At 60.0% G+C, this 26,929-nt stretch carries 23 protein-coding genes and 1 pseudogene; 10 read left to right on the top strand and 14 right to left on the bottom strand.

Translation table 11 applies throughout. The annotated features are described in order from the left end of the window. Positions 1-100 precede the first annotated feature (100 nt). From ABFB52_RS14085 to tpx, 3 genes are all read right to left on the bottom strand, one after another. On the bottom strand, positions 101-3,193 hold the full coding sequence (locus ABFB52_RS14085; RefSeq protein ID WP_039772386.1) for an MdtB/MuxB family multidrug efflux RND transporter permease subunit: 3,093 nt from the start codon (positions 3,191-3,193) through the stop codon (positions 101-103). Next, positions 3,190-4,497 (bottom strand): MdtA/MuxA family multidrug efflux RND transporter periplasmic adaptor subunit, encoded by a 1,308-nt coding sequence (locus ABFB52_RS14080; RefSeq protein WP_085745836.1) that lies wholly within the window; start codon positions 4,495-4,497, stop codon positions 3,190-3,192. Before ABFB52_RS14080 ends, ABFB52_RS14085 begins: the two co-directional genes overlap by 4 nt. A gap of 175 nt (positions 4,498-4,672) precedes the next feature. After that, positions 4,673-5,173, bottom strand: a complete 501-nt coding sequence (gene tpx, locus ABFB52_RS14075; RefSeq protein ID WP_011333939.1) for a thiol peroxidase — start codon at positions 5,171-5,173, stop codon at positions 4,673-4,675. A gap of 270 nt (positions 5,174-5,443) precedes the next feature. Between tpx and ABFB52_RS14070 the strand changes: the two genes are divergently transcribed. From ABFB52_RS14070 to ABFB52_RS14060, 3 genes are all read left to right on the top strand, one after another. Then, positions 5,444-5,869 carry a YciI family protein gene (locus ABFB52_RS14070; protein WP_129974200.1) on the top strand — a complete coding sequence of 142 codons (426 nt, stop codon included), beginning with the start codon at positions 5,444-5,446 and terminating at the stop codon, positions 5,867-5,869. Positions 5,870-6,018: 149 nt separating this feature from the next. Then, positions 6,019-7,665: a J domain-containing protein gene (locus tag ABFB52_RS14065; RefSeq protein WP_129974199.1), complete on the top strand. Its 1,647-nt coding sequence runs from the start codon at positions 6,019-6,021 to the stop codon at positions 7,663-7,665. Further along, on the top strand, positions 7,662-8,657 hold the full coding sequence (locus ABFB52_RS14060; protein ID WP_129974198.1) for a DUF3829 domain-containing protein: 996 nt from the start codon (positions 7,662-7,664) through the stop codon (positions 8,655-8,657). Before ABFB52_RS14065 ends, ABFB52_RS14060 begins: the two co-directional genes overlap by 4 nt. A 49-nt stretch (positions 8,658-8,706) precedes the next feature. Here ABFB52_RS14060 and ABFB52_RS14055 read toward each other — a convergent pair whose 3' ends face one another. The 4 genes from ABFB52_RS14055 to ABFB52_RS14040 all read right to left on the bottom strand — a co-directional run bounded on the left by ABFB52_RS14055 (position 8,707) and on the right by ABFB52_RS14040 (position 12,788). Continuing rightward, positions 8,707-9,378, bottom strand: coding sequence for a DUF3313 domain-containing protein (locus ABFB52_RS14055; RefSeq protein ID WP_011333935.1), 672 nt, complete (start codon positions 9,376-9,378; stop codon positions 8,707-8,709). Between the two features lie 156 nt (positions 9,379-9,534). After that, positions 9,535-10,509, bottom strand: coding sequence for a hypothetical protein (locus ABFB52_RS14050; protein WP_064381826.1), 975 nt, complete (start codon positions 10,507-10,509; stop codon positions 9,535-9,537). Positions 10,510-10,638: 129 nt separating this feature from the next. Further along, positions 10,639-11,118: a DUF934 domain-containing protein gene (locus ABFB52_RS14045; protein ID WP_129974197.1), complete on the bottom strand. Its 480-nt coding sequence runs from the start codon at positions 11,116-11,118 to the stop codon at positions 10,639-10,641. Continuing rightward, positions 11,115-12,788, bottom strand: coding sequence for a nitrite/sulfite reductase (locus ABFB52_RS14040; RefSeq protein WP_129974196.1), 1,674 nt, complete (start codon positions 12,786-12,788; stop codon positions 11,115-11,117). Before ABFB52_RS14040 ends, ABFB52_RS14045 begins: the two co-directional genes overlap by 4 nt. Before the next feature lie 330 nt (positions 12,789-13,118). Between ABFB52_RS14040 and ccoN the strand changes: the two genes are divergently transcribed. Both ccoN and ABFB52_RS14030 read left to right on the top strand, forming a co-directional pair. Next, positions 13,119-14,546, top strand: a complete 1,428-nt coding sequence (gene ccoN / locus ABFB52_RS14035; RefSeq protein ID WP_085745864.1) for a cytochrome-c oxidase, cbb3-type subunit I — start codon at positions 13,119-13,121, stop codon at positions 14,544-14,546. 15 nt (positions 14,547-14,561) lie between these two features. After that, entirely contained in the window at positions 14,562-14,783 is a 222-nt protein-coding gene (locus ABFB52_RS14030) for a CcoQ/FixQ family Cbb3-type cytochrome c oxidase assembly chaperone (RefSeq protein ID WP_085700713.1), read from the top strand. A gap of 291 nt (positions 14,784-15,074) precedes the next feature. On the opposite strand, the gene ABFB52_RS14025 is transcribed toward ABFB52_RS14030, so the two are convergent. Then, positions 15,075-15,566 (bottom strand): hypothetical protein, encoded by a 492-nt coding sequence (locus ABFB52_RS14025; protein ID WP_129974375.1) that lies wholly within the window; start codon positions 15,564-15,566, stop codon positions 15,075-15,077. A 115-nt stretch (positions 15,567-15,681) separates the two neighbouring features. Continuing rightward, positions 15,682-16,191 (bottom strand): GNAT family N-acetyltransferase, encoded by a 510-nt coding sequence (locus tag ABFB52_RS14020; RefSeq protein WP_129974376.1) that lies wholly within the window; start codon positions 16,189-16,191, stop codon positions 15,682-15,684. A 412-nt stretch (positions 16,192-16,603) separates the two neighbouring features. On the opposite strand from ABFB52_RS14020, the pseudogene ABFB52_RS14015 reads away from it, so the two are divergent. The 5 genes and pseudogenes from ABFB52_RS14015 (at position 16,604) to ABFB52_RS13995 (ending at position 21,947) form a co-directional block, all read left to right on the top strand. Next, a pseudogene (locus tag ABFB52_RS14015) lies at positions 16,604-16,975 on the top strand (DUF6124 family protein). A gap of 184 nt (positions 16,976-17,159) precedes the next feature. Then, positions 17,160-19,016 carry a hypothetical protein gene (locus ABFB52_RS14010; RefSeq protein ID WP_134023783.1) on the top strand — a complete coding sequence of 619 codons (1,857 nt, stop codon included), beginning with the start codon at positions 17,160-17,162 and terminating at the stop codon, positions 19,014-19,016. A 446-nt stretch (positions 19,017-19,462) separates the two neighbouring features. Then, the gene (locus ABFB52_RS14005) at positions 19,463-19,834 is read left to right on the top strand and encodes a DUF6124 family protein (RefSeq protein ID WP_085747265.1); all 372 of its coding nucleotides are present in this window, start codon (positions 19,463-19,465) and stop codon (positions 19,832-19,834) included. A 146-nt stretch (positions 19,835-19,980) separates the two neighbouring features. Continuing rightward, on the top strand, positions 19,981-21,756 hold the full coding sequence (locus ABFB52_RS14000) for a hypothetical protein (RefSeq protein ID WP_129974314.1): 1,776 nt from the start codon (positions 19,981-19,983) through the stop codon (positions 21,754-21,756). 50 nt (positions 21,757-21,806) lie between these two features. Further along, positions 21,807-21,947 (top strand): hypothetical protein, encoded by a 141-nt coding sequence (locus ABFB52_RS13995; RefSeq protein WP_165369578.1) that lies wholly within the window; start codon positions 21,807-21,809, stop codon positions 21,945-21,947. Between the two features lie 153 nt (positions 21,948-22,100). Here ABFB52_RS13995 and ABFB52_RS13990 read toward each other — a convergent pair whose 3' ends face one another. Genes ABFB52_RS13990 through ABFB52_RS13970 form a run of 5 tightly spaced genes read right to left on the bottom strand, consistent with a single transcriptional unit; the run spans position 22,101 to position 26,903 of the window. Further along, on the bottom strand, positions 22,101-23,078 hold the full coding sequence (locus ABFB52_RS13990; protein WP_129974313.1) for a LysR family transcriptional regulator: 978 nt from the start codon (positions 23,076-23,078) through the stop codon (positions 22,101-22,103). Between the two features lie 39 nt (positions 23,079-23,117). Continuing rightward, positions 23,118-24,065: a peptidylprolyl isomerase gene (locus ABFB52_RS13985; protein ID WP_129974312.1), complete on the bottom strand. Its 948-nt coding sequence runs from the start codon at positions 24,063-24,065 to the stop codon at positions 23,118-23,120. Continuing rightward, positions 24,062-24,529, bottom strand: a complete 468-nt coding sequence (locus ABFB52_RS13980; protein WP_085683839.1) for a YbjN domain-containing protein — start codon at positions 24,527-24,529, stop codon at positions 24,062-24,064. The genes ABFB52_RS13985 and ABFB52_RS13980 overlap by 4 nt, the downstream gene beginning before the upstream one ends. Positions 24,530-24,558: 29 nt before the next feature. Continuing rightward, complete coding sequence (locus tag ABFB52_RS13975) at positions 24,559-25,188, bottom strand: DNA repair protein (RefSeq protein ID WP_129974311.1); 630 nt, start codon at positions 25,186-25,188, stop codon at positions 24,559-24,561. A gap of 17 nt (positions 25,189-25,205) precedes the next feature. Continuing rightward, on the bottom strand, positions 25,206-26,903 hold the full coding sequence (locus tag ABFB52_RS13970; protein WP_127797981.1) for a putative porin: 1,698 nt from the start codon (positions 26,901-26,903) through the stop codon (positions 25,206-25,208). Positions 26,904-26,929 lie beyond the last annotated feature (26 nt).

The raw sequence follows: 26,929 nt of genomic DNA, 5'->3' as shown, positions 1-26,929 counted from the left end.
CTAGCGACAAGCTGCAAGCCGCAAGCTAAAAACCTGTTCCGAGTCCGCTTTTCTCTTGCAGCTCGAAGCTTGACGCTTGCAGCTGTATTCACGTCGCCCTTCACGCAACCTCTCCTGTGCCGGACTTCGCCCAACGCCGTCCCAACCGATCAAAAGCCAGGTAAATCACGGGCGTCGTGAATAAGGTCAGCACCTGACTCACCAGCAACCCGCCGACCATCACCAGACCCAGCGGTTGACGCAATTCAGCGCCGGAACCGGTGGCCAGCATCAGCGGCACCGCACCGAACAGCGCAGCCAGCGTGGTCATCAGAATCGGCCGGAAACGCAACAGCGCCGCCTGATAAATCGCCTGCTCCGGCGCCATGCCCTGAGTGCGTTCGGCGTCGAGGGCGAAGTCGATCATCATGATCGCGTTCTTCTTCACGATACCGATCAGCAGGATGATGCCGATGATCGCGATCATCCCCAGGTCATTGCCACTGAGCAGCAACGCCAACAAGGCCCCCACCGCCGCCGACGGCAAGGTCGACAGAATGGTGATCGGGTGAATGTAGCTCTCGTAAAGCACGCCGAGCACGATGTACATGGTCACCACCGCCGCCAGAATCAGCAGCAAGGTGCTCGACAGCGATGCCTGGAACGCTTCGGCCGCGCCCTGGAACTGGGTCTGCACGCCGATCGGCATGCCGATGTCCTTCTGCACCTGCTCGATGATGTCCACCGCATGCCCCAACGCCACGCCGGGCGCGAGGTTGAACGACATCATCACCGCCGGGAACTGGCCGATGTGGGTGATCGCCAGTTGCGCCTGCCGCTCCTCGACGTGGGCCAGACTCGACAACCGCACCTGACCGCCATCGGTGGTCTTGACGTGAATCTGATCCAGCGCCTGCGGGCCGATCTTCTCCCCGGCCTGTGCTTGCAGCACCACGCGGTACTGGCTGGCCTGGGTGTAAATGGTCGAAATCTGCCGCTGGCCGAACGCGTCGTACAGCGCATCGGTGATGTTCGACACCGACACACCCAGCCGTGAAGCAGCGTCGCGGTCGATCACCAGGAACACCTGCAAACCCTTGTCCTGCAAGTCACTGGCGACGTCGGTCAGTTCCGGGCGCTGGGCCAGGGCCTCGACCAGACGGCCGCTCCACAGGCTGAGCAATTCAGAATCCGGCGACGACATGCTGAACTGGTATTGGGTACGGCTGACGCGGTCTTCGATGGTCAGGTCCTGCACCGGCTGCATGAACAGACGGATGCCGACAAGCTTGTCCAGCTGCGGTTGCAGGCGGGCAATCACTTCGGTCGCCGTCAGATCACGCTGGCCATGGGGCTTGAGGTTGATCAGCAGCCGACCGCTGTTGAGCGTGGCGTTGTCACCGTCGACACCGATGTAGGACGACAGGCTTTCCACCGCCGGATCCTCGAGAATCACCTTGGCCAGCGCCTGCTGACGCTCGCCCATCGCCGCGAAGGAAATCGACTGCGGTGCTTCGGAAATGCCCTGGATCACCCCGGTGTCCTGCACCGGGAAGAAGCCCTTGGGCACCACCATATAAAGGAACACGGTCAGGGCCAGGGTGCCGATGGCCACCAGCAGGGTCAGCGGCTGGTGCTTGAGCACCCACTGCAACTTGCGCCCGTAAGCGGCGATCATCCAGTCGATGAACGCACCGCTGGCACGGTAGAAACGGCCCTGCTCATGTGCTTCCGGCTCACGCTTGAGCAGACGCGCGCACATCATCGGCGTCAGGGTCAGCGAGACCACCAGGGAAATCAGGATCGCCACCGCCAGGGTGATGGCGAATTCGCGGAACAACCGCCCCACGACGTCGGCCATGAACAGCAGCGGAATCAGTACCGCGATCAGCGACAGGGTCAGGGAAATCAGGGTGAAACCGATCTGCTTCGCGCCCTTGAGCGCCGCCTGCATCGGGCTGTCGCCCTCCTCGATGAAACGCGCGATGTTTTCCAGCATCACGATCGCATCGTCGACCACGAAACCGGTGGCGATGGTCAGCGCCATCAAGGTCAGGTTGTTGACCGAGAAGCCGGCGAGGTACATCACGCCGAACGTACCGATCAGCGACAGCGGCACAGCCACCGACGGAATGATCGTGGCACTGGCGCGGCGCAGGAACAGGAACGTCACCATCACAACCAGTGCGATGGCGATCAGCAATTCATGTTGCACGTCGGTGACCGAGGCACGGATGGTCTGGGTGCGGTCGGTCAGCACGACTACGTCGAGACCGGCCGGCAGGTTGTCGGTGATGCTCGGCAGCAGCGCCTTGATCCGGTCGACCACCTCGATCACGTTGGCGCCCGGCTGACGCTGGATGTTCAGCAGCACGGCCTGATTCTGGTTGGCCCACGCCGCCAGACGCTCGTTCTCGGCGCCGTCGACGATCTGCGCGACATCCTTGAGCCGCAGCGGTGCGCCGTTGGCGTAGGCCAGGATCAGGTTGGCGTAATCCTTGGGCGAGGTCAGCTGGTCATTGGCGTCGAGCATTGACACCCGGGTCGGACCGTCGAAGTTGCCCTTGGGCTGGTTGACGTTGGACGCGCTGATCAGCGTGCGCACGTCCGACAGGTTCAGGCCGTTGGCTGCGAGTGCTTCTGGGTTGACCTTGATCCGCACCGCCTGACGCTGGCCGCCGGCAATGCTGACCATGCCGACGCCGCTGATCTGGGCGATCTTCTGCGCCATGCGCGTATCGACCAGATCATTGAGCTTGGGCAGCAGCATGGTTTTCGAGGTGATGGCCAGGGTCAGCACCGGGGTGTCCGCCGGGTTGACCTTGTTGTACACCGGCGGCGCCGGCAAGTCGGTCGGTAACAGGTTGGTCGCGGCGTTGATCGCGGCCTGCACCTGCTGTTCGGCGACGTCCATGTTGATGTCGAGGCTGAAACGCAGGGTCAGCACCGAGGCACCGCCGGAACTGGTCGAGGCCATTTGCGTCAGGCCCGGCATCTGCCCGAACTGGCGTTCCAGCGGCGCGGTAACGGCACTGGTCATCACGTCCGGACTGGCACCCGGATACAGGGTCATGACCCGGATGGTCGGGTAATCGACCTGCGGCAAGGCCGAAACCGGCAGCAGGCGATAGGCGATCAGACCGGCCAGCACGATGGCCAGCATGCTCAGCGTGGTGGCGACCGGGCGGAGGATGAACAGACGCGAAATGTTCATGCGCCCTTCTTGGCCTTGTCGGTGACGGCGGCGTCAGGCGCGGTGGCGGCGGACTTGCCTTGCAGGTGTTCGGTCGGAGTGGTCGGCACATCCTTGCTGTCGTTGACCACTTCCACTTCACTGCCTTCCTTCAGGCGGTCGGTGCCTTCCAGCACCACGCGGTCGCCGGCGGCCAGGCCTTCGGTGATCACGGTGTTTTCACCATCGCTGGCGCCGATCTTCAATTGGCGGATGGTGACTTTCTTGTCGCCGTCCAGCGCGTAGACGAAGGTGCCGTTGGTACCGAACTGGATGGCAGCCGATGGAGCCAGCACCACACCTTTCAAGGTGTCAGCCAGCAGGTGAACGTTGACGAACTGGTTGGGGAACAGCGACTGATCGCGGTTCTCGTAGCGCGCCTTGAATTTCAGGGTGCCGGTGGTCACGTCGATCTGGTTGTCGAGACTTTGCAGTACACCGGTGGCTTGCAGTTTCGTGTCGCCACGATCCCAGGCCTCGGCCGGCAGTTTGGCGCCGCTGCGGTAGCGGGCGAGTACGGTTTCCAGGCTGTTTTCCGGCAGGGTGAAGGCCACGCTGATTGGTTGGGTCTGGGTGATGACCGCCAGGAACGTGGTGTCGTTGGCCGCCACGAGGTTGCCGACGTCGAGCTGACGCAGGCCGACGCGACCGGCAATCGGTGCGCGGATCTTGGTGAATTCGAGATTGAGCTTGGCGTCGTTGACCGCCGCCTGATTGGTTTTTACGGTGCCGAGGTACTGGCCGACCAGCGCTTCAGCGGTGTCCAGTGTCTGCTTGGCGATGCTGTCTTCCTTGTAAAGACCGCGATAGCGTTCGACATCGACCTGGGCGTTCTTCAACTGCGCCTGATTCTGCAGCAAGGTGCCTTCAGCCTGGAGCAAGGCGTTCTGGTACGGGCGCGGGTCGATCTCCGCCAGCAGGTCGCCGGCCTTGACCATTTGCCCTTCCTCGAAATAGATCTTCACCAGCTCGCCGCCGACCCGGCTGCGCACATTGATGGTATTGAGCGCCGTCACCGTACCGAGGGCCTTGTAGTACAGCGGAAAGTCCCCGGTGACTGCCGGCGCCACGCGCACCGGAATCGGCCCGGCCGCCCCGCCGAAGCCCGGACGCATCATCCCCGAACGACCGGTATGGCCGGCCTGCGCCTTCTCGCCGCCCTCCTTGTGGGTCGAACCGGCGGGCCAGAATTTCCAGCACAGACCGGCAATGACCAGCAGGACAAGCAGGCTCAACAGCCAGCGACGGGAGTTTCGGGAAGACGATTGCATGGAGTGATTAACCATTGGGCGCGTGGGCTTCTTTTACGGGAGGCTGAACGATAAGCACTGGCCGGGATTTAGCAAAGCAGCTTTACCGGCAATTTACCTTCCACTTACGTTTCAAGGTGTGAGGCAAAACACTGATACACAAATGAAAACGGCCTGGACAGGGCCAGGCCGTTAACAATTGTAAAAGCGCTTACTTGAGAACGGACAGCGCCGCTTCGTAGTTAGGCTCTTCTGCAATTTCCTTGACCAGTTCGCTGTGCAGGACGTTGTCGTTTTCGTCCAGAACAACCACCGCACGGGCGGTCAGGCCTTTCAGCGGGCCGTCAGCGATGGCCACGCCGTAGTTCTCGAGGAACTCGGTGCCGCGCAGGGTCGACAGGTTTTGTACGTTTTCCAGGCCTTCGGCGCCGCAGAAGCGAGCCTGGGCGAACGGCAGGTCAGCCGAGATGCACAGCACTACGGTGTTGCTGATGTCGTTGGCCTGAGCGTTGAACTTGCGCACGGAGGTGGCGCAGGTCGGGGTGTCGACGCTTGGGAAGATGTTCAGCACTTTGCGCTTGCCGGCGAAGTCTTTCAGGGTGACGTCGGACAGATTGCCGGCTACCAGGGAAAAGGCTGGCGCCTTGGAACCGGCTTGTGGCAGTTGGCCGTTGACTTGAACCGGGTTGCCTTTGAGCGTGACTTGAGCCATGAACGGAGTCCTTCTTAACGTTGTTGGGAAAGCATGCAAGAGGCAGAAGTTAACCACGAAATTGTCCGACGACCTATGCCTGGACTGAAATTGTCATGTGCTGGCACGCAAAACTGGATACACATTCTCCAGTAGCCCCACATCCCCGCCCTCAAAGAGGGTGATGCTTGTTAAAACGCAAGTCTGCGTCTTTTCTTTAACGACCTGTCGATTCAGACCCCGGCCGTTCGACTAAGCCATGAATCCCTCACCTATCTGCGGAGAAACACCATGCGCTTCATGATCATTGTCAAAGCCAGCCACGACTCCGAAGCCGGCGTGATGCCCAGCGAGCAATTGCTGACCGACATGGGCAACTACAACGAACAACTGGCCAAGGCCGGCATTCTGGTGTCCGCCGACGGCCTGCATCCTAGCAGCAAAGGCGCCCGCGTACGTTTCAGTGGTGAAACCCGCAGCGTGATCGACGGCCCGTTTGCCGAGACCAAAGAGCTGATCGCCGGTTACTGGATCTGGGACGTGAAATCCAAAGAGGAAGCCATCGAATGGGTCAAGCGTTGCCCGAATCCCATGCCGGGCACTGAGTCGGAGATCGAGATTCGCCAGGTCTTCAGCCCGGAAGATTTCGGCGCCGAGTTCACCCCGGAACTGCGCGAGCAGGAAGAACGCATCCGCGAACAAGCCAAAAAACACTAAGGCCCCGAATCGGGAGCGTGAGCATTTTCTGCATGGCCGATGACGACTGAGCGAGACACGAGGACTTTTCGACGCGAAACAGGTAGGGTGCGCAACATCACAATGCCACCACTGGATCGCGTCGCGGTTGTTATGGAGTTGTCATCGCAATGAGTTGCTGGACCGTCCTTGGCCTGTCGGCCGACGCCGATGTGCGCACTATCAAACGCCAATATGCCGTCCTGCTCAAACAGACCCGCCCCGACGACGACCCCGAGGGCTTCCAGCGGCTGCGCGATGCCTATGAGCAGGCGCTGGCCTACAAGGAATGGCAGCAGTATCACGAGCAGAATCAGGACGAAGAGCAGGAACAGAGTATTGAAGAATCCTGGGACCTGACCGGCCTCACCGTGGTCGAGGTCGATGCCCTGCAACTGGCGACCCGCTCGCTGGATGGGCTCAGCGTTGAAGAGCTGAATCATCGCCATGCCGTCACCCTCGAACAGGGTTGCGCGCATTTCTTCGAAGACACGGTGCTGCATCATTGCATTGAACACCCTGAGACTTCGCAGACGCTGGTGGACTGGGCCATCCCGACCTTCTTCTGGTTCAGCGCCTGGCAACGCCTGGAGCTGGACGAAATATCGATTGACCTGTTGCTGGATCAACAACGCGCGCGCATTGCGCAACCGATGCGTGATGCGCTCGAACGGGAAGACGTCGACGGATTTCTCCAGGCCTATGCCCGCTGCGCGGATTTCAACTGGTTGGCGATTCAGCAACATCAGGAATGGTTCAACCGTGCCCTGAGCCATTTGCTGCTGGATGCGCCGGTCTGGTCTCCCGAGATTTTCGAACGGGTGCGCGCCGGTCAGGGCTGGCACGGCTGCACTGGGAATCCCTGCCCTGACGGCGAATGGCAACGCCTGCTGGCTCGCCAGAATGCGCCGCTTTTCCTGGCTCACCAGCAACAACTGGCCACGGAGCCCGCCGTCACCCCCGAACACCGCGCCGCCCGCCTGCTGCTGGGCACCGGCTCGTTCAGCGCCCGCCGCGCACTGGCCCGACGCCTGAGCGAAGACGACTGGGCGCAGTGTCGCAAGTTGAGTTCCGAGCTGTACGCCAATCACCCCAAGGTCTGCACACAGATGCCCGGCGGTACGGCTTTTTTCTGGCGTGACTGGGAGCTGAGCTTCAATGACTGGCCGACCTACGTGGGCGTGGTATTGGCCTGCCTGATCGGCGCGTTCACCCATTACATTCCGCTGGGCGTGCGGCTCAGCGGGTTGATCAACATCGTCATGATTTCGACTGTGGTGTTCGGCGTGATCGTGGCCGGGCTCAATTGGCTGGTGCACAACCTCGCCCATCGCGTATGGCGGCTGGATGACCGGCTCAGCGCTGCTCTTAGCCCCGGAGTTTTCAAAGACTCGCCGCCGTTCGGCGTGCTGCGTGACCTGGTGCCCGGCGCGTTGATGGTGGCCGGGCTCGGCTGGTTTTTCGGCCCGATTGCCGGCGGGGTGTACGCCGCGACCCTGACGACCTTCGGACTGGTTCGCCGCTGGCAGTCCAGGCCACGGGTATCCTGGGAAGAGAGCCGAACAGCCGTGAAAGTCGGCGTGACGATCCTCGGGATTGTGGTGCTGTCCCTCGTGCTCGGCGTATTCAAAGTGGTCGCCAGCCAAGGTACGGTCAATCGCAATCAGGGTCTGCAACCCTGGACCGAACGCCTGTGCAGCCGCTTGCCGGCCACCACCGCCGAATGCAGCGCACCGGCCACCGTTGAACAGTGGTACGGCAAGGAGGCGCGCCCATGACCACGAGAGTGATGTTTTGCGTCGGTATTTTCTTCGCGCTGGTGGTGATGGCGCTGACGAGTGCGACCCGCCCTTTCCTGCAACTCGATCTCTGGCTGGATGGGCGCGATGCACCGATCACCGCCCAGGCCAATGCCCTGAGCCCGGTGATCGCCTGCGTCAACCGGATCGACGTGCAATGGCGAGTGGCCTACGACCGCTACAAGAAACCTCAACCGCCCTTGCCCCGCGACCAGCGCTGGTTGAAGAGCCTCAATGATTTCGACGACAGCGACGCGTTCAATGTGCGAGACATTCAGCGCGATGTCTGCGGTCAGGGCCTCACGGAAAAACTCGAACTGCTGACCTGGCAACCAGATCTGACGCGACAGGCCAACGAGTACGTCCGGGCGCTGAATCACGTCACGACCACCATTGCCCCCACGCGATTTTACCGAGAAGCGAGCTTCACTTCGGGGTCGCAACAGCCCTCCCCTGGAGAACTGGCGGCGATCGAGCGCGTTTCACAGGAGTACATCGGCGCCTCGACGGCTCTGCGGCAAAGCCTGCTGCCGCTCGACTCCGCGCAACGTCCTGAACAGCTCAAGCTGATCGAGGCGCGTCTGGGCAGGGACATTCACTGGGACTTGCTGGCGTACATGATTCAGGCGCGGGAGACTGTCGACGTGCTCGACGAAGCGATGAAAAACCGCACGCTGACCCCAAAATTGCTGGCCGACACCACCGCGAAGTTGCAACAGGCGTGGAACCGTCGCGAACCCTGGCTCGCGCCGCGCACGGGTGGATTCCAGAACAAGACCGATGCCGCACGGGATCTGTGGCTGCGCATCGGCGAGCCGGGGCAAAGCTATCTCGAGGCGTTGAACACCCTGCAAGCAGACTGGCACAACCACGCTAAGCCCGAACGTTTGAGCGAGGACTACTACGCCGTGACCCGCCGTTACGACGGTTTGCTCAGCCATTACAACCGACTGGCGCGCGCCAGTTTCTGACGCCGTGCGCACGCCGGATCGCCCTCAGGGACGACCCGGCGCGCCGGTCTTACTTGGCCTTGAGCTTGAGGTAGGACTGATGCAGGTCCGACGCCCAGCCATCGATCACGCTTTTCACGTCATCGGCCTTCATCACCTGCGAATCGTTTTCCAGCGGTTTGCCAGTGCCCTTGCGCACCACCTGCGCCGCCACCTTGTTGGTGCCGCCATCGAGGAACACCGCCTCGGTCGCCAGCGTGGTTTCCTGATCGCGAATACCGCTGGCGGTGCTGACCGCTGCCGCCACCAACGCCACCGGAATCACTTCATAGGCATGCAGGCCTTCGGTCTTGCTGCTGACGGCGGTGATGGCCGCGCGCACCACAATCACGCCCGGCCCGGGGCCCGAGGCCAGCGGCAGGGATTTGCCCAGTTCACGCTTGAGCGCCTGATCGTAGTAGCTGGTGATGCCGTTGAGGGTCTGCTGCGGAATCTTCACGGTGGGTTGCGGTTTGGGATAGAGCTGGGTCGGTTCGACGTAGAAGCTGGTGAATTTGCCGATGTCGACTTTCGGGTCGATCCAGCGCATCACTTCGGCCCCCGACGGGGATTTGGCCTCCCTCAGCTGGCTGTAGTCCTTGAGGAAGCCTGAGTACTCGTCGGGTGCGACGGTTTTGCTGGAGCAACCCACCACGCCCAGCGTGGCAATGCACAGGGTGCTCATCATTACGGCTAGCTTCATGCTGTAACTCCTGTCGGAAGGCCGAATTTATTGCGTCGGGGGAGTTACAGGTATAGCTAAATTCGCGCCGTTTGCGATCAGAAACCCCAACATTGCACAACGTCGGGTCCGGACCTTTGAAAGGTCCGGACCATCACAGGTGCTCAAGGCTTTCTTCTACCAGCTCGAAGTCTCCCCACTCCTCAACGCCATCTCCCGCCGGCTGTTGGCCCGCATCGCCTTGATCAGCGACACCGTGCCCACCAGCAAAATCGCCGCGCCAAACAGAAAATCAATGTTGTACAGCTGGAAATCCTGCACCGGCCCCACCAGCACCGTGCGCACCACGCCGATCCCCACCAGCGTGGCAAGGAAGTCGATTCCCGGCTCATCGCGGTAGAACACCAGCAGCAACGGCAGGCACAGCACCAGCAGCATCAACAGCACCACAACCTTGAACGAGCCTTTGCGCTCGACGCTGAACGCGCATTCGTGGGGGCCGTAGGCCTTGTAGTCCTCGTCGCGGATCATCGAGTTTTTCTCGTTGATGTAGTCGGCGCGGTTGTACTTCTGGATCGGCGTGAAGGTGTTGGACATCTCCATCAGCGTGGTGATGTTCTTGAAGCGCAGGTCGATGCGCTCGCTGCCCTTGAGGTAATACAGCACCGGTTTGTAGCCGTAGCGATAGGTGTCGAAGGGAAATTCGGTGACCCGGCCCTGAACGCTGATCGGGCGCGATTCGAGTTCGGCGAAGGCGCTCTTGTCGGTCGAGGCGAGGTTGCGGCTCAGGGGCAGGACTTTCACCTGTTCGAGGAAGATCGGCGTGACGCCAAACGACCACTGCAACGGTTCCAGGCGCAGACGCAGCTCGTTGCGGCCCAGGTCATAGCGGTTGAAGGTACGTTCGGAGACCACCACCGCGCCGCTGAGCATGAACTCGCCGCGCAGGTTGTTGGTGATGCGCAGGGTCAGTTGATCCTTGCCCAGCAGCGCCGCTTCGGTGTTCGGCGGCGTGCCGCACCAGGCGGTGCTTTCGCCGACGCCGCCGAGCTGACCGCCACGGTTTTCGTTGAACACATAGATGTAACCGGCCCACAGCGTCACCATCAGCAGCAACGCGGTGATGCCCAGAATTTTTTTGCCCGGACTCACTGATCAGACTCCCTTCTTCGTTCCGTCGTCCAGCCGAAAACCCGCTGGCGACGGGGACTCTACCAAAAGGCCACCATCGACCCAAGGAAAAATCCCCGATTCATCAGGGTTCTAAGGGTTTCCCCTGCATCACCGGCGTCGGAACAACGGTCGCGGCTCGATCACCGAGCGCCCGTACAACACGCTCATCCCGGCCAGGCCCTTGAGCGCATCCTCGGCGGATTTGTCTTCGCGCACCGCGAAGCTGTCGAAACCGCACTGGCGCATGTGGCTGAGCTGGTCGCGCAGCACATCGCCGATGGCGCGCAACTCGCCTTTCCAGCCGAAACGGCTGCGCAGCAGATAGGCCTGGCTGTAGGCGCGGCCGTCGCGAAAGCTCGGGAAGTCGAGGGCGATCAGCGGCAGCGAGGTCAGCCATGGCAGCAGGCTTTCGACGCCGTCGTCAGGGCCGAGCCAGACCGCATGGGTCGAGGGTGATTCGAGCCAGTGGGCCAGCGGCAGAATCAACATCCCGGCGCTGAACTCTGTTTCTGGTGAGCGAATCAGCGTCCACGGATCATCCAGCACGATCCGCGCCCCACTCTCCTCCATGCGCAACAGATTGTTCATGCCGACACCTCCAGCGCTTTCGGGTAGACCCGCTCCTTGAACGGTTCCAGTCCGATGCGCGCCACGGTGTCGACGAACAGTTCTTCAGCTTCGCGATAACGCACGAAAGTGCCGATGATCCGCTCAATCACCTGCGGCACTTCGGCGGCGCTGAACGATGGGCCGATGACCTTGCCCAGTGCGCTGTTCTTGCCTTGCGCGCCACCGAGGGTGATCTGGTACCACTCGCTGCCGTTCTTATCGACGCCGAGAATCCCGATGTTGCCGATGTGGTGATGGCCGCAGGCGTTCATGCAGCCGGAGATGTTCAGGCTGATGTCGCCCAGATCATGCAGGTAATCGAGGTTGTCGAAACGCGCCTGAATCGCTTGGGCAATCGGGATCGACTTGGCATTGGCCAGCGCACAGAAGTCGCCGCCGGGGCAGGCAATGATGTCGGTCAACAGGCCGACGTTGGCGGCGCCCAGGCCCTGCTCTTTCGCCTGCTCCCACAGCGCGAACAGCTCGGACTTGGGCACGTCCGGCAGGACGATGTTCTGCTCGTGGGCGATGCGGATTTCGCCGAAACCGAAGCGCTCGGACCAGTCAGCCACGGCCTGCATCTGCGCATCGGTGACGTCCCCCGGCGGCGAGGCCAGACCCGGTTTGGTCGACAGCACCACGCTGGTGTAGCCCGGCACTTTGTGCGGTTGCACATTGCGCGCGACCCAGCGGGCGAACGCCGGGTTGTCGGCCAGGTGCGTGCCGAAATCCAGATCGGTACCCGCCAGTGTGCGATAGCTCGGCGGCACAAAAGCACTGGCGACCCGCTGGTATTCATCTTCGGTCAACTGCGCGGGGCCGTCCTTGAGGTGTTGCCATTCCTCTTCGACTTCCTTGGCGAACGCCTCGATCCCCAGCGCCTTGACCAGAATCTTGATCCGCGCCTTGTACTTGTTGTCCCGGCGGCCGTGGCGGTTGTAGACCCGCAGCACCGCCTCGACGTAGGACAGCAAATGCTGCCACGGCAGGCCATCGCGGATCTGCAATCCAAGGATCGGCGTGCGCCCCAGACCGCCGCCGACGATCACCCGCAGTAGCATCTGCCCGTCGCGGCCGGGGTAAAGGTAGAGGCCGATGTCATGCATCATGATCGCCGCGCGATCCTGTTTCGCCGAGCAGATGGCGATCTTGAACTTGCGCGGCAGGAACAGGAATTCCGGGTTGATCGTCGACCATTGCCGCAGGATCTCGGCCAGCGGGCGCGGGTCGATCAGCTCGTCCGCCGCGACCCCGGCGAAGGCTTCGGTGGTGATGTTGCGCACGCAATTGCCCGAGGTCTGGATCGCATGCATGTTGACCTGCGCCAGACGTTCGAGAATGTCCGGCACCTCGTGCAGCTCGATCCAGTTGAACTGCATGTTCTGCCGGGTGGTGAAGTGGCCGTAGCCACGGTCGTAATCCCTGGCGATGCTCGCCAGGGTGCGCATCTGTTCGGCACTCAGCGTGCCGTAAGGAATGGCCACCCGCAGCATGTAGGCGTGCTTTTGCATGTACAGGCCGTTTTGCAGGCGCAGCGGCAGAAACTCTTCTTCGCTCAACTCCCCGGCCATGAAGCGCTCGACCTGATCGCGAAACTGCGCAACGCGCTCGAACACCAGCGCCCGGTCGTAATCATCGTACTGATACATCGGCCTACTACCTCGTCAGGAACTTGCACGGATTCCTGTGGGAACGGGCGAACCCGAGATAGCGCCAGTTCGCGTCTGGCGCTATCTCGGGTTCGCCCGTTCCCACAGTATTTTCCCTGACTATGGACGAACGGCGCAGTGCACAACAGATTCACCTGAACGCATAAAAACCGTATCAGGGCGCGGCAGATGACCGCAGGCAGCGCTTTGATCTGATCCGCATAAATGAACAATTCCTGAGCCTGTTTTGTTTCCGGTGGGGTTTCTACAGTGCAGCTCGTGCCAGACCGGGTGGCCTGGCAAGACTTTGCAACCGTGGATGAACTGACCATGAGCACAGCAACAATCGGACAGGCTTATAACTACAAGGTCGTCCGCCAATTCGTCATCGCGACTGTTTTCTGGGGTGTCGTGGGCATGGCGATGGGGGTATGGATCGCCTCGCAACTGGTGTGGCCCGACATGAATCTGGACTTGCCGTGGACCACCTTCGGCCGCTTGCGACCGTTGCACACCAGCCTGGTGATTTTCGGCTTCGCCGGCAGCGCGCAATTCGCCGCCAGTTACTACGCCGTGCAGCGTACCTGCCAGGTGCGGCTGTACTCGGACAAACTCGCCGCGTTCACTTTCTGGGGCTGGCAATCGGTGATCGTGATCATGCTGGTCACCCTGCCGATGGGCTACACCACCACCAAGGAATACGCCGAGATCGAATTCTCCGGCGCGGTGTGGATGGCGGTAGTCTGGGTCGCGTATGCCATCGTGTTCTTCACCACCGTGGTGCAGCGCAAGACCAAGCACATCTACGTCGGCAACTGGTTCTTCGGCGCGTTCATCCTGGTGATCGCCATGCTGCACGTGGTCAATCACCTGTCGATTCCGGTGGACTGGTTCAAGTCTTATCCGGTGTACTCCGGCGCCACCGACGCCATGGTGCAGTGGTGGTACGGGCACAACGCGGTGGGTTTCTTCCTGACCACCGGGTTCCTCGGGATGATGTATTACTTCGTGCCCAAGCAAGTGAATCGGCCGGTGTACTCGTACCGGTTGTCGATCGTGCACTTCTGGGCGCTGATCACCCTGTACATCTGGGCCGGCCCGCACCATTTGCACTACACCGCGCTGCCGGACTGGGCGCAGTCACTGGGCATGGCGATGTCGCTGATCCTGCTGGCGCCGAGCTGGGGCGGCATGATCAACGGGATGATGACCCTGTCCGGCGCGTGGCATAAATTGCGCACTGACCCGATCCTGCGCTTCCTCGTCCTGTCGCTGGCGTTCTACGGCATGTCGACGTTCGAAGGCCCGATGATGGCGATCAAGACCGTCAACGCCCTCTCCCACTACACCGACTGGACCATCGGCCACGTTCACGCCGGTGCCCTCGGCTGGGTGGCGATGATCACCTTCGGCGCGACCTATCACATGGTGCCCAAGGTCTTTGGCCGCGAACGGATGCACAGCACGCCGCTGATCAACCTGCACTTCTGGCTGGCGACCATTGGCACGGTGTTGTACATCGCTTCGATGTGGGTCAACGGGATTACTCAGGGTCTGATGTGGCGGGCGATCAACGAGGACGGCACGCTGACGTACTCGTTCGTTGAAGCGCTGCAGGCCAGTCATCCGGGGTTTGTCGTGCGGTTTGCTGGCGGGGTGTTCTTCCTCAGCGGTATGTTGCTGATGGCCTATAACGTGTGGCGCACGGTGCGTGTGGCGGATGTTGCGATTGCCCATCGTGAAGCGCAGATCGCCTGATAAAGGGAGCCGGTCATGTTCGATGTTTTCTTGAATGTGTTGGGCGTGTTGTTTTTGTGGCTGGCGGTGGAGTACTGCTTGCGGCACGAGACGGCCGAGAGCCTGGATGAGGCGAGTCTGACGCCGTTTGCGGATGATCCGGAGGTGGCTCGGCGGGTGGAGTTGGCTACCGGTAAAACCGTGAAAGCGGTGGCGCCGGAGGTGGCGAAGCCGGGGTGGGTCAATCTCGAAATGTGAGGTGTGTCAGGGGCAGCCCCCTCACCCTAACCCTCTCCCGGAGGGAGAGGGAACTGACCGGGTTGTTTACTCGAAATACACCGACCTGAAATATCGAGCCGAACTCAAAAACTGAAAAGCCCCCGATCTGCTCCCTTTCCGTCGAACTCAATATTGAAAACGACACAAATCTGCTCCCTTTCCGCCGAGCTCAAAATTGAAAACAACGCAGATCTGCTCCCTTTCCCCCTCGCCCCCTTGGGGGAGAGGGCTGGGCGGGCGGCGTTCCGATGAGGGGGTAGGCTTTTGATCTTAGGTGCGGTCGCGGGGGATGAGGCTCTGCAGTTGCTGCGCGAGAAAATTCGCATCGAAGGCAAAGGTGTCCGGATCCTTCAACCCATTGGTCTTGCGCCACTGCCAATCACCATTGGGCAACCCCACCAACGAAACACTCCCATAACGCGCCGCCGTCAGCCCCACCACCGCCAGCGAAATCTGTCCACCGCTGCCCATCACATCCGGCACAAACTCCACCGGTTTGCCAGCAATCACGATGCTCAGTTTTTCAGTCTTGAAGGTTGAGGTCTCAACCGGTGTGCTCGGCCCGAACGCCACATAAGCCTCGCGACTGACCTCCAGCAACCCCGGCGCCTGCACCGGCTCCAGCCATTGCTGAATCTGCCCGAACAACTCGGTAATCCGTGTGGCCCAGGTCGCCGATTGCGTCTCGAACAATTGCTTCTTGTGCGCTTCGCTGTCGGCATAGTGGCGAAGCATTTCGCCCAGTTGCTGTACGTCGTCCATTGCGGTGTTCCTTCAAGGAGCGGTGCTGCGGACTTTGAGCATGGCAGATGCCGATGACGACCGTGCAAGTCATTTGCCTACCCGGTCGTCCCCTAGACCATTGACGGACAGAAGGTCAGCGTTTGCGCAGCCGCGCCATGCTCAAGGTGTCGACCCATTGCCCGTCACGCACAGCGTAATCGCGGAACAGGCCCTCGTTTTCGAAGCCGAACTTGCGATAGAGCCTGATGGCCGCCTCGTTGTCGGCGTACACCGAAAGTTCGACCCGGTGCAGGTTCATCCAGTTGTCGGCAATGTCCAGCGCCGCGGCCAACAGCTTCGAACCAACACCCTTGCCCTGCCACGCTACCGCAACGGCCATGCCGACACTGCCCGCGTGACTGCGGCGAATTCGCGAAAAAGCCTCCAGCCCGAGATGCCCGATCACCGCACCTTGATGCAACGCCACCAGTTTCACCATCCGTTCGTTTTCCGGCATCAGTCGTTGACGCCAGATCTCGGCAGACTGAAACGGCATCTGCAGCACCTGCCGGGTCACAGCCGGGTCGTTGTAAAGCGCGGTGACGCTTTCGATGTGGGATTCGCTGAAGCGTTCGAGGTGAATGGCGGGGTTGTGCTCAGGCATGAAAGATCCCTCCTGGATCAGTGCTTGGCCGGTCACTGTAAACCGCTTCTTCACGGATTCGCCATGACTGTTTAAAGCCGTTGACGGAAACGTCCGGCAAGCCACAACGCCTTGCGCCATTGCCTACGCATCCGCCAGAATCCGCCGGCTTGTGTGCCTTGGGGGCCGGCCCTATCGTTTCCGGGTCGCTGATGAATCAGCGATCGGATTTGACCGTCCGACTCAATCAAGGCGCGCCAGTGCCCAAGACCGGTTTCAGAAACCTTTCTGAATCCACGTGTCGCGGTGGCTGTGCGTGGGATACCTTCGGGTATGCCGGGTTCCTTGATTCCCGGTCGGTCAACCCGCGTACAGCTGCCACCTTTCGATTGACCGCGAACGGTTGCAGCTCCGTCTATCAAGGAGCTTCACCATGATCAAACCAACGCCAAACCCGCCCGAAACCGACTCCACCTCGCCTTACGAATCGGTGGATTCAAAGACCTTCCACTAAGCCGCCGAACGCGCCCTCGACCACTACTTCAATCCCCTGCTCCCCAGAAAACCGCTGCTCAAACCCAACACCCGCTACCTCATCGCCCCCGGTATCGACAGCGAAGAGCTGCTGGCCGACGCCTGCGAAACCCTGACTTCGGCCAAAACCATGGCCACCGACTTCGCCGGGCTGGTGGACGGCTCGCATCGGCATGTGCTGCTGGGGATCGCGCAACTGATCATGCTGGGGGAACTGGCGGTGAATCGGGCGCTGGATAATCTTGAGGTGGCGGCTGAGCCGCGCGTCTGAGTGCTGAAACCAAAACGGCCCCTTTACGGGGCCGTTTTTGCGTCTGCAGGAAACCGTTTACCGATGACCATTCGTCTTGAAATCACGCTCACCTGTCAGATCTGACAGGTGACGATGCTCCTCTTTCGCGGTGTCATGAACTTCGTCCCGAAGATGGCTATTTATCGCACGCCAGGAGAGCAACATGAGCATCAACGTCAATTCGACACAGATCACCGCCTTGCTCCAGCTGTATCCGATGGCAATCCCGGGCGCAGAAGAAAACCTGCAACCGCCGAAAACCTACGATCTCGGCATTTCCCAGAGCATTTATTCGCCAACCATCAAACTCTTCATTGTGATCGACCCGGTCAGGTTGTTTTCCACCTCCTTTACAGCAGGTGACTCCGTAAGGCTGTGGGTCAACAGCCTGGCGACATCCGTGATCAAGCTTATCAAGCCGGGCGAAGAGAACGACCGCATTTTTATGGACGCTCCTTGGGGAGTGTTGAAGGATGGCCTCAATAGGCTGTACTACGAAGTCACCCGGGTCAGCGGTAATAAAGATCAATCCACCCCGATACTGAATGTGCTGTTCAACAACCCGGTCTCCGGTATCACGGTCAGCCATCCGCCCAGCATTGTTCCGGGGCAGTCGCCTACCGTCACTTTAACCCGGAGCGACCCGCGCCAATTTGACGAAATGGAACTGACCATAGGCTCATGGAGTAAAACCATTCCCTATGTCCATCCTGCCAACCCGGTCACCTACAACCTGACGACCCTTGACCTCCAGCAGATCGGTGACGGTACTCGTACAGTGAGCGCCACCATAAAAGATCAACTGAGCAACCTCAGAGTTTCGCCTACGACCTCCATCCTCATCAGTGCCAACCAGCCGCTTATCGTTCCGAAGCTCATTTCCGTTCTTGACGCAACCGGCAACGATGTTCCAGAAGGGAATACAACGAGCAGCACCTCGCTGACACTCCACGGCGAGGCAAGTGCTGGGCGGCAGGTCGAAATCTATGACGGCAGCGGCCCAAGCGCAGTGCCGAAGGGCAAGGTAACGGCTGACCCGACGACAGGAACATGGGTACTGACGATCACAGTACCGTCGGGCGCACGGCGCCTGTATGCAAAATCGCTCTATCACCCGACTAATACCTATTCGAATGTGCGTAATTTGAAAGTGGTGGCGTATGTGGTGGTGGCGTTTCTCAATGGGCCTTACACCGCCACGGCGGGTGATCAGTTGGGAGGCATCGAGTTGAGTTTGACGCAGAACGGGCAGCCGATTGTGGGAATCATCAAGGTGACGTTGCCACAGGGAACAAGGTTTGCCGATGGGACGAGCACCAAGGACTTCACGACAGGAGTTGACGGAAAGGTAACGATTAACGGGGCAACAGCGGGTTCAGTGCAAGGAGTGTTTTCAATTACTGCGTCCAGCAGCGAGACCACGGTAAGTGCGGAATTGAGCATTCGGCCCCCCGATCTGGCTATTGATACGACCGAAATGGAATTGGACGGCGTCATGATAGTTAACCCCTATGGCTGGCCTACCAACGAAATGGCAGGGAACACGGCTACGCGTACTGCGACAGGGGGGGTGCCTCCGTACTCCTACATGTCAGCGAACACACTGGTTGCACAAGTTTCGAGCAGTGGCAAAGTAACGGGATTGAAAAACGGCATCACGAAGATTACGGTCACCGATGCTGCAAACCAGAGCGTTTCGTATTCCGCTAAAGTCTTGAATGTCTACCAGCTTCTCGTTAACAACGCCCTACTGACGGCAGATGAGGGGAAAACATGGATACAAAGCGTTGGAGGTGTAAATAGCTACAACATAATCCAATATGTAACGCCATCTTTGGTCAACCCCGTTCGTGATCTTTACGAAAACCGAATTTACCCTGACCCCCTCGGATCACGAATTTACCAGTACGTCGCAACACAGGTTAATTTTCTATGCTGGAATGGTTCAATCATTGGTGGTTTGGGGTTGCTTTATGGGGACAGTAAGAGGATCAGGGCATTCACTTGCATTCCGACTTGATGGCAAAAGCTAATAACAAAAGGAGACGGAAATATTTCAAAACAAAAAGGGGACGCATTTATTTACGAACCGCGTATCAGTGCGTAGCCGGTTACCTTAAACCGCTTCTTCACGGATTCGCCACGACTGTTTAAAGCCGTTGACCGAAACGTCCGGCAAGCCACAACGCCTTGCGCCATTGCCTACGCATCCGCCAGAATCCGCCGGCTTGTGTGCCTTGAGGGCCGGCTCTATCGTTTCCGGGTCGCTGATGAATCAGCGATCGGGTTTAGCAGCTCGGCAATTCTCAAGGCACGCTGGTTTCGCCATTTCTGTTTTATGGCGGCTTGCGTGGGGCACTTCGGTGCGCCGGGATCCTTGAGCCTGGTCTGCTAACCCGCGTACAGCCGCCACCTCATTCGTTTAGCAGCGATGGATGACGGCTCCATTTCTCAAGGAGCTTCACCATGATCAAACCAACGCCAAACCCGCCCGAAACCGACTCCACCTCGCCTTACGAATCGGTGGATTCAAAGACCTTCCACGAAGCCGCCGAACGCGCCCTCGATCACTACTTCAATCCCCTACTCCCCAGAAAACCGCTGCTCAAACCCAACACCCGCTATCTCATCGCCCCCGGCGTCGACAGTGAAGAACTGCTGGCCGAAGCCTGCGAAACCCTGACTTCGGCCAAAACCATGGCCACCGACTTCGCCGGGCTGGTGGACGGCTCGCATCGGCATGTGCTGTTGGGCATTGCGCAATTGATCATGCTGGGGGAGCTGGCCGTGAACCGGATGCTGGACAATCTGGAGGTGGCGGCTGAGACGCGCGTTTAAGTGGTGAAACCAAAACGGCCCCTTTACGGGGCCGTTTTTCTGCCTGTTCAAATCCTTGGAGATCTCTTCGGCACTCGACCGTTCATCTATAAACAGCCTTCACCTGTCAGATCTGACAGTGGTCGATGCAACTGCATGGTGCTTTGATGAAGCTCATCTCAATTGCCCCGCGAGCAGATGCCATGAACGCCACCACGTCGCCCCCCATCGCCATTTTTGCTCTCACGCCTCCACAAGTCCTCCTCAAGACTGACCCGGTGATTGGTGCGCATATCGGGGTCTCGATCGTCAATCACTACAAAGACCCTTTGGGGATGGCAGTGCTGTTCGGGCCTTGGCAAGGTCAGGATCTGTATGAAACCGTTCACTTGCACCTGAACAACAACCCAAAGCCGATCAGCAGTGAAATCGTATTCAGCATCAGCGACCCGGTGCTGTTACGCCTGCCTGCCGGTTTGCTGCTGGAGGACATCAACAGTTTGCACTGTACGGTTGAGCGTCTTTCAGGCAACGGCGACACGTCTCCCTCATTGACGGTGCTTTACGATGCTTTTGCTCCAGGTGGCGATGAACAGGTACCGGGGGGCGGACATTCGGCACTCGCCATCAACGCCACCCCCACCAGCGTGGACGCCTCACAAGCTGCACAAGGCGTACTGCTAACGCTGGATTATCCGCACAAACATCTCTATGACCTGATCACTGTTGATAGCGGCGGAGTAGAGACCAAACATCGAATCGAACCAACGCCGACCAACCCCAACCCCGACCTGACCCAGCCAATCACACTCACTCTGACTACACCGCACTTTGCCAAGGATCCGAACAATCCGCAGTTCCCGATCAAGTACAACGTGATCAGCCAGACAAACAATTACTCAGGAACAACACAGTTGGGCCAATTCAATGCACAGGATCATTGGTCGATTCCTTGTCTGATCGATGTGCATCTGGATTGGGCAGAACTGCTCGAGGCCATCCTTCAGGAAATCCTCGGAGAAAACGGTGACGATCCGAAAGAAGTCGATCTGGGCAAAATGAATGGCGGGCCATTGTGGGCGCTTATTCACTTGATCAATACGATTTGGCAGGCAGGGGATGAATGCGATCTGACTTTCGAGGCTTTGGTGAACGGGGTCGTGACGGCTACCCATCAAGTGAAGGTGCCAGTCATTCAGGTACCGGGACAATTGTCAGTGGATATTCCCAACGCCAAGGTCATTCCCGGCAGTACGGTGCAGGTGACATTCAAGCAGACCAGGGGAGGGAAAATTGTTGGTGTTTCCAAAACGGCGGAAGCACGGGTGGTAGGGGCCGGGTTACCTGAGTTGGAGATGGATGTCAGCCCGGTGCATTTGTCAGCTGAGCGATACTACGCTGATCAATTCCCCCCCCAATTTCCCGAGTATTTCTTTCCATCCGACCCGAAAAGCGCAAGTTACATCGATCGTAAAGCCACAGGCGGGGTTGGTACGATTATTTATGCTTCCAGCGATACGAACATCGTCTCGGTCAATCAAGACGGCAGGTCCTATGCTCGAGGAAATGGCGAAGCCATCGTTACCGCCACTGACGCTGCCAATCAAAGCAAGAGTTATAAAATCACTACATCCGGTACCGCACATCAGGTGGTTTTCCGATTCTGGACTCCTGGACTTAGTACCTGGAAAGACGCCTCGCAATTTGCAGTGGCCAGCGGTGGAAGGCTTCTCACTCTATCCGAGGTTCAAAGTCATAGTCGAAGCTTCACTCCCACGAAGTATCAGGACTCTGCATTCGGCCATGGAACATGGACATCCACACCTGGCACTAGTGGGGGGCAGCCAGCCTACTGGATTGGAAGATGGGATGGCGTGCATCATTTGCATGCAGATAATCCGACATTTCAGTCGATATACGTCTTCCTCATAACCAAGACATAACAACAAAAGGGGACGCATTTATTTATCAGACCCTGACCTCGGCCAAAACCATGGCCACCGACTTCGCCGTGCTGGTGGATGGTTCGCACCGGCATGTGCAGCTGGGCATTGCGCAATTGATCATGCTAGGGGAACTGGCGGTGAATCGGGCGCTGGATAATCTGGAGTTGGAGGCTGAGGCGCCGCTGTAGCCTGATCGCCTGATCGTTCCCACGCTCCGCGTGGGAATGCAGCCCGGGACGCTCCGCGTCCCTTCCGGAGCTGGAACGCGGAGCGTCCCTTGAGGCATTCCCACGCGGACGATTCGACGCCTCGACGTGGGAACGATCTATAAACCTGCGTGGTTATTCAAACCACTCCTGTCGCTCATTGAACGTTCGCCGAATCAACTCAACCAACGTCTGCACTTCGGCCACATCCCGCGATGAGGAATTAACCGCCAACCAAGCCTGCAACCGCATCGCCTCCTCAAACAACCCCGGCAACGCCACCAACCCGCGATCAAACCGGCTCATGTACATCGGCAACAAACCAATGCACGCACTGCAGCGAATCATCTCCAGCATCAGCTCATACGACTGCATCTGCACCACCCCAGCCAACCGCTGTTCGACCAGCTCATTCCACGGCCGAAAGCTGTCGATCTGCCGATCGTGCTGCCATTGCACCAGCATGAAATCGGCGAGGTCATCGGGGCTTTCCGGGCGTGCAGTCACGCGCGAATAGCGTTTGGCGATGTGCGGCTGGTATTCCAGTTGCGCCAGGCGTTGCGGTTCGCTGGTGGCGAAGGTCGGGCCGGGATGTGGGGTGTCGCCGTTGGCCAGCCACAGCACGATGTCGGCGCTGACGGCGCGCAGGGCCAGTTCGCTGTCGAGGGCGATGATCTCCAGGCGAACGCTGGCGTTGCGGCGCAGCAGTGCAATGAGGTCGCGGCCTAGGATGTCATGCAGGATCGATTCGGCGACGGCCAGCCTGATCAGCGGTTGCTCGATCACCGGCAGTTTGCGTTCGTGAGCCAAAGCGATCAGCTGCGCCTGCAATTGCTGGCCTTCGCGGGTCAGGCTGAGCGCGCTGCCCTGAAAGCTGAACAGCGCGCATTGCAGTTGCTGTTCGAGCTGCGCCAGTTGTTTGCGCAGCAGGGTCGAGCGCACGTTGAGGCTGCGAGCCGCCTGCATAAAGCAGCCGCAACGGGCGCTTACCAGAAAGTACTGCGCGACGTCGCCGTCGAGGGTCGCCGCTTGCGCCAGCCAGGGTTCGTCCTTGTCCCGGGGCCAGCGGAAATCGGCGCTGCTCTGTCGTGCTGCGGGTTCGGTGAATGACATCGATGACTCCCTGTCGATCTTTGTTTTGGTGTGCAGCGCTTAAGGTTTGCTCTCCAGCACCTTATTGAGCTCGGCCCCGTCGATACTCAGCGTCGCGGTATTGAGCATGCCGTCCAGATAGGCCTGGGCGATCTGTTCCTGACGCTGTGCCCGCAAGGCCTGGGTCAGTTGATCGCGCAACTCGTCGAGGGTCGCGGTGCGGGCCGGTTGTTGTTCGGTGAGTTTGATCACGTGAAAACCGGCGCTGCTTTGAACGGGATCGGAGACCGCACCAACCTTGAGCCGCGCCACCGCACCGCGAACTTCCGGCACCAGTTGCTGCAACGGTTGCAGGCCTGTGTCGCCGCCGCGTTCAGCGGTGAGGCGATCCTGGGAAAACTCCTTGGCCAACGCCGCGAATTCCGCCGGGCTCGACTGGGCTTTCTTGCTCAACTCCGTCGCCTGTTTGCGCACCACCTCAAGATTCTGTGGCTCATTCACCCCAAGGAAAATCTGACTGACCCGATACAGCGCGGGCGTCTGCCAATTGGCCTTGCCCGCGTCGTACGCCTGCTGCAATTCGGCAGCGCTCGGGTAATCCGCCGGCACCTGGCTCACCGACTGCAAATAGTCGCGAAACACGATCTGTTCGGTGGCGGCGCGGGTCTGCCGCACCACGTCCGGGCGCTGCGCCCAGCCTTGGGCATCGGCCTGTTCCAGCACGGCTTTTTCGGCCAGACGTGAACGAATCCAGCGCTCGAGCGCCTCACGATTACCGCGCAGTTGCTCGCGGGTTTGCGGTGGAACAGCCGCCAGCAACGCCTGCAATTCCTCCGGCGAAACCTGCTGCTTGCCTAATCTGGCTACTGCCGGTTCATTGTTCGCCGCAATCACCGGCGCCGGTTGCTGGGCGGCGACCGGGTCATTACCCGGCCGCACCACCAGCGCCACGGCGACCACCAACAGCGCCACCGCAGCGGCGCTGATTACCATGGCAGGTTTTGTCACAGCGCGACTTCCTCTTGCTCAACTTTTGGTGCCTGGGCAACGGCAGCGCTTTGGGTGAAATCACGCAGGTAAACGATGAACTCCTGAAGCAGGCGATCCCACAATTCCAGGTTGCCGCGCAGGTGGTCATTGCTGACGCCCGCCGCTACCACCACGTCCATTTCCATCACCAGAAACTCGCCCTGCAACGACAACCGGGCAAACCGGCGGGTCGCGTTCCACTGCTCGGCCACACCGGCCGGCAATTCACCCTGCACGCGCAAGGCGCAGCTGAAGGTGAAGTCGACGTAGCTGCCCTGCTCCGCCACCGCCGGGTTGCCGAAACGCACGGCATAACCGATGCCCTGGCTGGCGCTGAGCAACTGGACGATGCCGTTCTGTTCGGTCTGGTTGACGCGGTAACCGGCGGCTTGCAGTACGTCGGTCAGGGATTGCGGGGATACGTGGGAGATCAATTGAGTCATTACTTCTTCCTTGTCCATGAGTCTTTTAATCAGTGCGCAATCGCGGCTTGCGGCGCATCGAATTGAGTCTTGTACAGTTCGTCGCCAAAGCCCTGAGCCAGTTCATCGAACTTGACCCGGGCGCTGCCGGCGAAGGGCTGGCGGATCTTCATCACCTCGGCCACATCGATGTTTTCGTAGGCGGTGAGAATCTGCTTGGCCACGCCGTACATCTGCTGATTCTTGACCGAACATTGCTGCACTTGTGTGTCACGTTCAGCCAATTGCGCTTGAAGCTTAGACCGTTCTGCCTCTTTGGCACGGGCCATGACCAACAACTCGTCATAGGCTTTCTTGAATTTGCCGGTCTGCTCGTTGCTGGCCGCGACTTGCGCCTGGGCCTGGCTGTGCAGGCTTTGCTGCTGCCCGGCCAGTTGCTCGGCGAGGCCTTTGGCCTTGGCCAGTTCGGCGGTCAATTGCTTGATTTGCGCCTGCGCAGCCTTGGCTTCGTTCTGCGCCGCCAGTTGCGCGGCGCTGGCCTGGGCCTGCTGGCTTTGCAGGGTTTGCAACTGCTGGGTGGTGCTGCGCAACTGGGTGCGCAGGCGTTCTTCCATGCCTTCGGCGCTCGCCCCGGTGGCGATCAACATGCCGAGCCCAAGCCATAAACAGCGGATTTTCATAACCCTCTCCCGGCGCTTTAGAAGCGCGTGTTGATCTCAAGCTGCATGACGTCGATGTCGAACGGCGCGCCATACACCGCCTCCGAACTCAGCCAGCGGCCGGTGGCGTAGACGTTCTTCGCCAGACCGTAATTGCCGCCCAGGAAGTAGCCCTTGGCGTTGGTGCCGCCGAGGTGGAACGACGAGTCGTTGAAGCCGTCCGGCAAGGCATCCGGCTGGATGTACTTGTAGCCGGCGAACAGGTTCCAGTCGCCCTGCTTCTTCAGCTCCAGCGCGTTGCCGAGGGTGAACTGGACCATCCACGCATTGGCACCGCTTTCGATGTTGCCGTTGCTGTCGAGGTTGTTGACCAGTTGCCCCGCCGAACGCTTGCGCATGTCGCCTTCGTCGTAGCCGAGGTTGTGGATGTAGTTGCCCTGGCTGCGCAGTTTGAAGTCTTCCGGCAGGTCGGCGTCCCACACCACGTTGAGGTCCAGCAGGTTGAACTCGGACGCCAGGCCAACGAATTGCGGTTGCGGCGTGGTGGTCGGGTTGAGCGGGTTCGGCGTGATGTCACGCAGCAGGAACACGCTGTTGCCCTTCTGCATGAACGCTGCGCGGGTGCCGTCGCTGTCGCAGCCCGGTGCGCCGGCCCACGGTTCGCAAGGGCTCGATCGCTGGCCTTCGATGTCGTCGAAGCGGTAGTAGGCCAGCGCACCTTTCAAGCGGTTGTTGCTGTTGATCGCCCATTTGGCGCCGACCTGCGCACCGTACAGCCATTTGTTGTCGCTTTCTTCCTTGTCGAAGCCGTTGCTGGTGGTGGTGTCGTTGGTGTAATCCACCGGGAACGCGCCGACGGTGCCGAACACGCCCCAGTCGCGGCTGAGCTTGTGGTCGAAAATCGCCGCCACGCCGTCGAAGTTCAGGTCGTTGGAATACAGCATGTCGGTGGACATGAACGGGTTGGCGAAGCGGCCACCGGTCAGGGTCAGCTCATCCGACGGCTTCCAGGTCAGGTAACCCTGATCGAGCCAGATGTCTTTTTTCGAGAAGCCGCCGCCGAGGTTCTGGGTGGTCGACACCGGATTGTTGTCCGAGCCGGTGCCGATGCGGATGCCGGCGGTCCATTCCGGCGAGATCACCGCTTTCATGCCCAGGCGGGCGCGCAGGCGGAACAGGTTTTCGCGGTCTTCGCGGGTGTTGAGCAACGGCGGCAACGCGGTGCTGCTGTTGGGGTTCACGTCGTACGGGCCGTTGTTGTTGAGCTTGGCGAAGTCGACGATTTCGTTGCTGTTGCTGCCCGAGTAGTAGCGCGATTCGTCACGCAGGCGGATGTCGCCGTCGAAGCTGATGCGCGAAGCCCAGTCCGGGAATGTATTGGGCGCGGCCCAGTTTTCCTGCTTGGCGGTGGCCATCACTTCAGCCTTGACCTGATCGCGGATCTGGTCGCGCACCGCCGCCGGCACGTATTGCACCCGCACATCACCCGGTGCGGCGACCGGCCCGGCCGCCACAGCGGTAGACGCTGCTGCCTGTTTGGCCTGGGCCGCTTCGTTCTGGGCCTGGGCGATCAGCGCGTCGGCCTTGTCCTGTTTCAGAATGCCCTGCTCGACCAGCAAGCGGATCAGATTGATCGTGGCGTTCTCCGAGGGCGCAGGCGCTGCCGCGGCCTGACCGACCAGGGTCGCGATGACCATGCCGACCGCCAGGGACAATCGATTCACGTTGGAAATCATCTGCACACAACTCCTTTTCATACAGC

It is taken from the genome of Pseudomonas sp. 9.2(2024) (assembly GCF_039695385.1).
Taxonomy (GTDB): Bacteria; Pseudomonadota; Gammaproteobacteria; order Pseudomonadales; family Pseudomonadaceae; genus Aquipseudomonas; species Aquipseudomonas paraglycinae.
This window is presented reverse-complemented; position numbering and strand designations above follow the sequence as displayed.

Excerpts from the sequence above, each read along its gene's own strand:
- ABFB52_RS14055 (WP_011333935.1), bottom strand. The coding sequence starts at position 9,378 with ATGAAGCTAGCCGTAATGATGAGCACCCTGTGCATTGCCACGCTGGGC.
- ABFB52_RS14080 (WP_085745836.1), bottom strand. The coding sequence starts at position 4,497 with ATGGTTAATCACTCCATGCAATCGTCTTCCCGAAACTCCCGTCGCTGG.
- ABFB52_RS13975 (WP_129974311.1), bottom strand. The coding sequence starts at position 25,188 with ATGAAAATCCGCTGTTTATGGCTTGGGCTCGGCATGTTGATCGCCACC.
- ABFB52_RS14000 (WP_129974314.1), top strand. The coding sequence starts at position 19,981 with ATGAAGCTCATCTCAATTGCCCCGCGAGCAGATGCCATGAACGCCACC.
- ABFB52_RS14020 (WP_129974376.1), bottom strand. The coding sequence starts at position 16,191 with ATGCCTGAGCACAACCCCGCCATTCACCTCGAACGCTTCAGCGAATCC.
- ABFB52_RS14030 (WP_085700713.1), top strand. The coding sequence starts at position 14,562 with ATGTTCGATGTTTTCTTGAATGTGTTGGGCGTGTTGTTTTTGTGGCTG.
- ABFB52_RS14065 (WP_129974199.1), top strand. The coding sequence starts at position 6,019 with ATGAGTTGCTGGACCGTCCTTGGCCTGTCGGCCGACGCCGATGTGCGC.
- ABFB52_RS14010 (WP_134023783.1), top strand. The coding sequence starts at position 17,160 with ATGAGCATCAACGTCAATTCGACACAGATCACCGCCTTGCTCCAGCTG.
- ABFB52_RS13990 (WP_129974313.1), bottom strand. The coding sequence starts at position 23,078 with ATGTCATTCACCGAACCCGCAGCACGACAGAGCAGCGCCGATTTCCGC.
- ABFB52_RS13970 (WP_127797981.1), bottom strand. The coding sequence starts at position 26,903 with ATGATTTCCAACGTGAATCGATTGTCCCTGGCGGTCGGCATGGTCATC.
- ccoN (WP_085745864.1), top strand. The coding sequence starts at position 13,119 with ATGAGCACAGCAACAATCGGACAGGCTTATAACTACAAGGTCGTCCGC.
- tpx (WP_011333939.1), bottom strand. The coding sequence starts at position 5,173 with ATGGCTCAAGTCACGCTCAAAGGCAACCCGGTTCAAGTCAACGGCCAA.
- ABFB52_RS14005 (WP_085747265.1), top strand. The coding sequence starts at position 19,463 with ATGATCAAACCAACGCCAAACCCGCCCGAAACCGACTCCACCTCGCCT.
- ABFB52_RS14060 (WP_129974198.1), top strand. The coding sequence starts at position 7,662 with ATGACCACGAGAGTGATGTTTTGCGTCGGTATTTTCTTCGCGCTGGTG.
- ABFB52_RS14040 (WP_129974196.1), bottom strand. The coding sequence starts at position 12,788 with ATGTATCAGTACGATGATTACGACCGGGCGCTGGTGTTCGAGCGCGTT.
- ABFB52_RS14045 (WP_129974197.1), bottom strand. The coding sequence starts at position 11,118 with ATGAACAATCTGTTGCGCATGGAGGAGAGTGGGGCGCGGATCGTGCTG.
- ABFB52_RS13995 (WP_165369578.1), top strand. The coding sequence starts at position 21,807 with ATGGCCACCGACTTCGCCGTGCTGGTGGATGGTTCGCACCGGCATGTG.
- ABFB52_RS14070 (WP_129974200.1), top strand. The coding sequence starts at position 5,444 with ATGCGCTTCATGATCATTGTCAAAGCCAGCCACGACTCCGAAGCCGGC.
- ABFB52_RS14025 (WP_129974375.1), bottom strand. The coding sequence starts at position 15,566 with ATGGACGACGTACAGCAACTGGGCGAAATGCTTCGCCACTATGCCGAC.
- ABFB52_RS13980 (WP_085683839.1), bottom strand. The coding sequence starts at position 24,529 with ATGACTCAATTGATCTCCCACGTATCCCCGCAATCCCTGACCGACGTA.
- ABFB52_RS14085 (WP_039772386.1), bottom strand. The coding sequence starts at position 3,193 with ATGAACATTTCGCGTCTGTTCATCCTCCGCCCGGTCGCCACCACGCTG.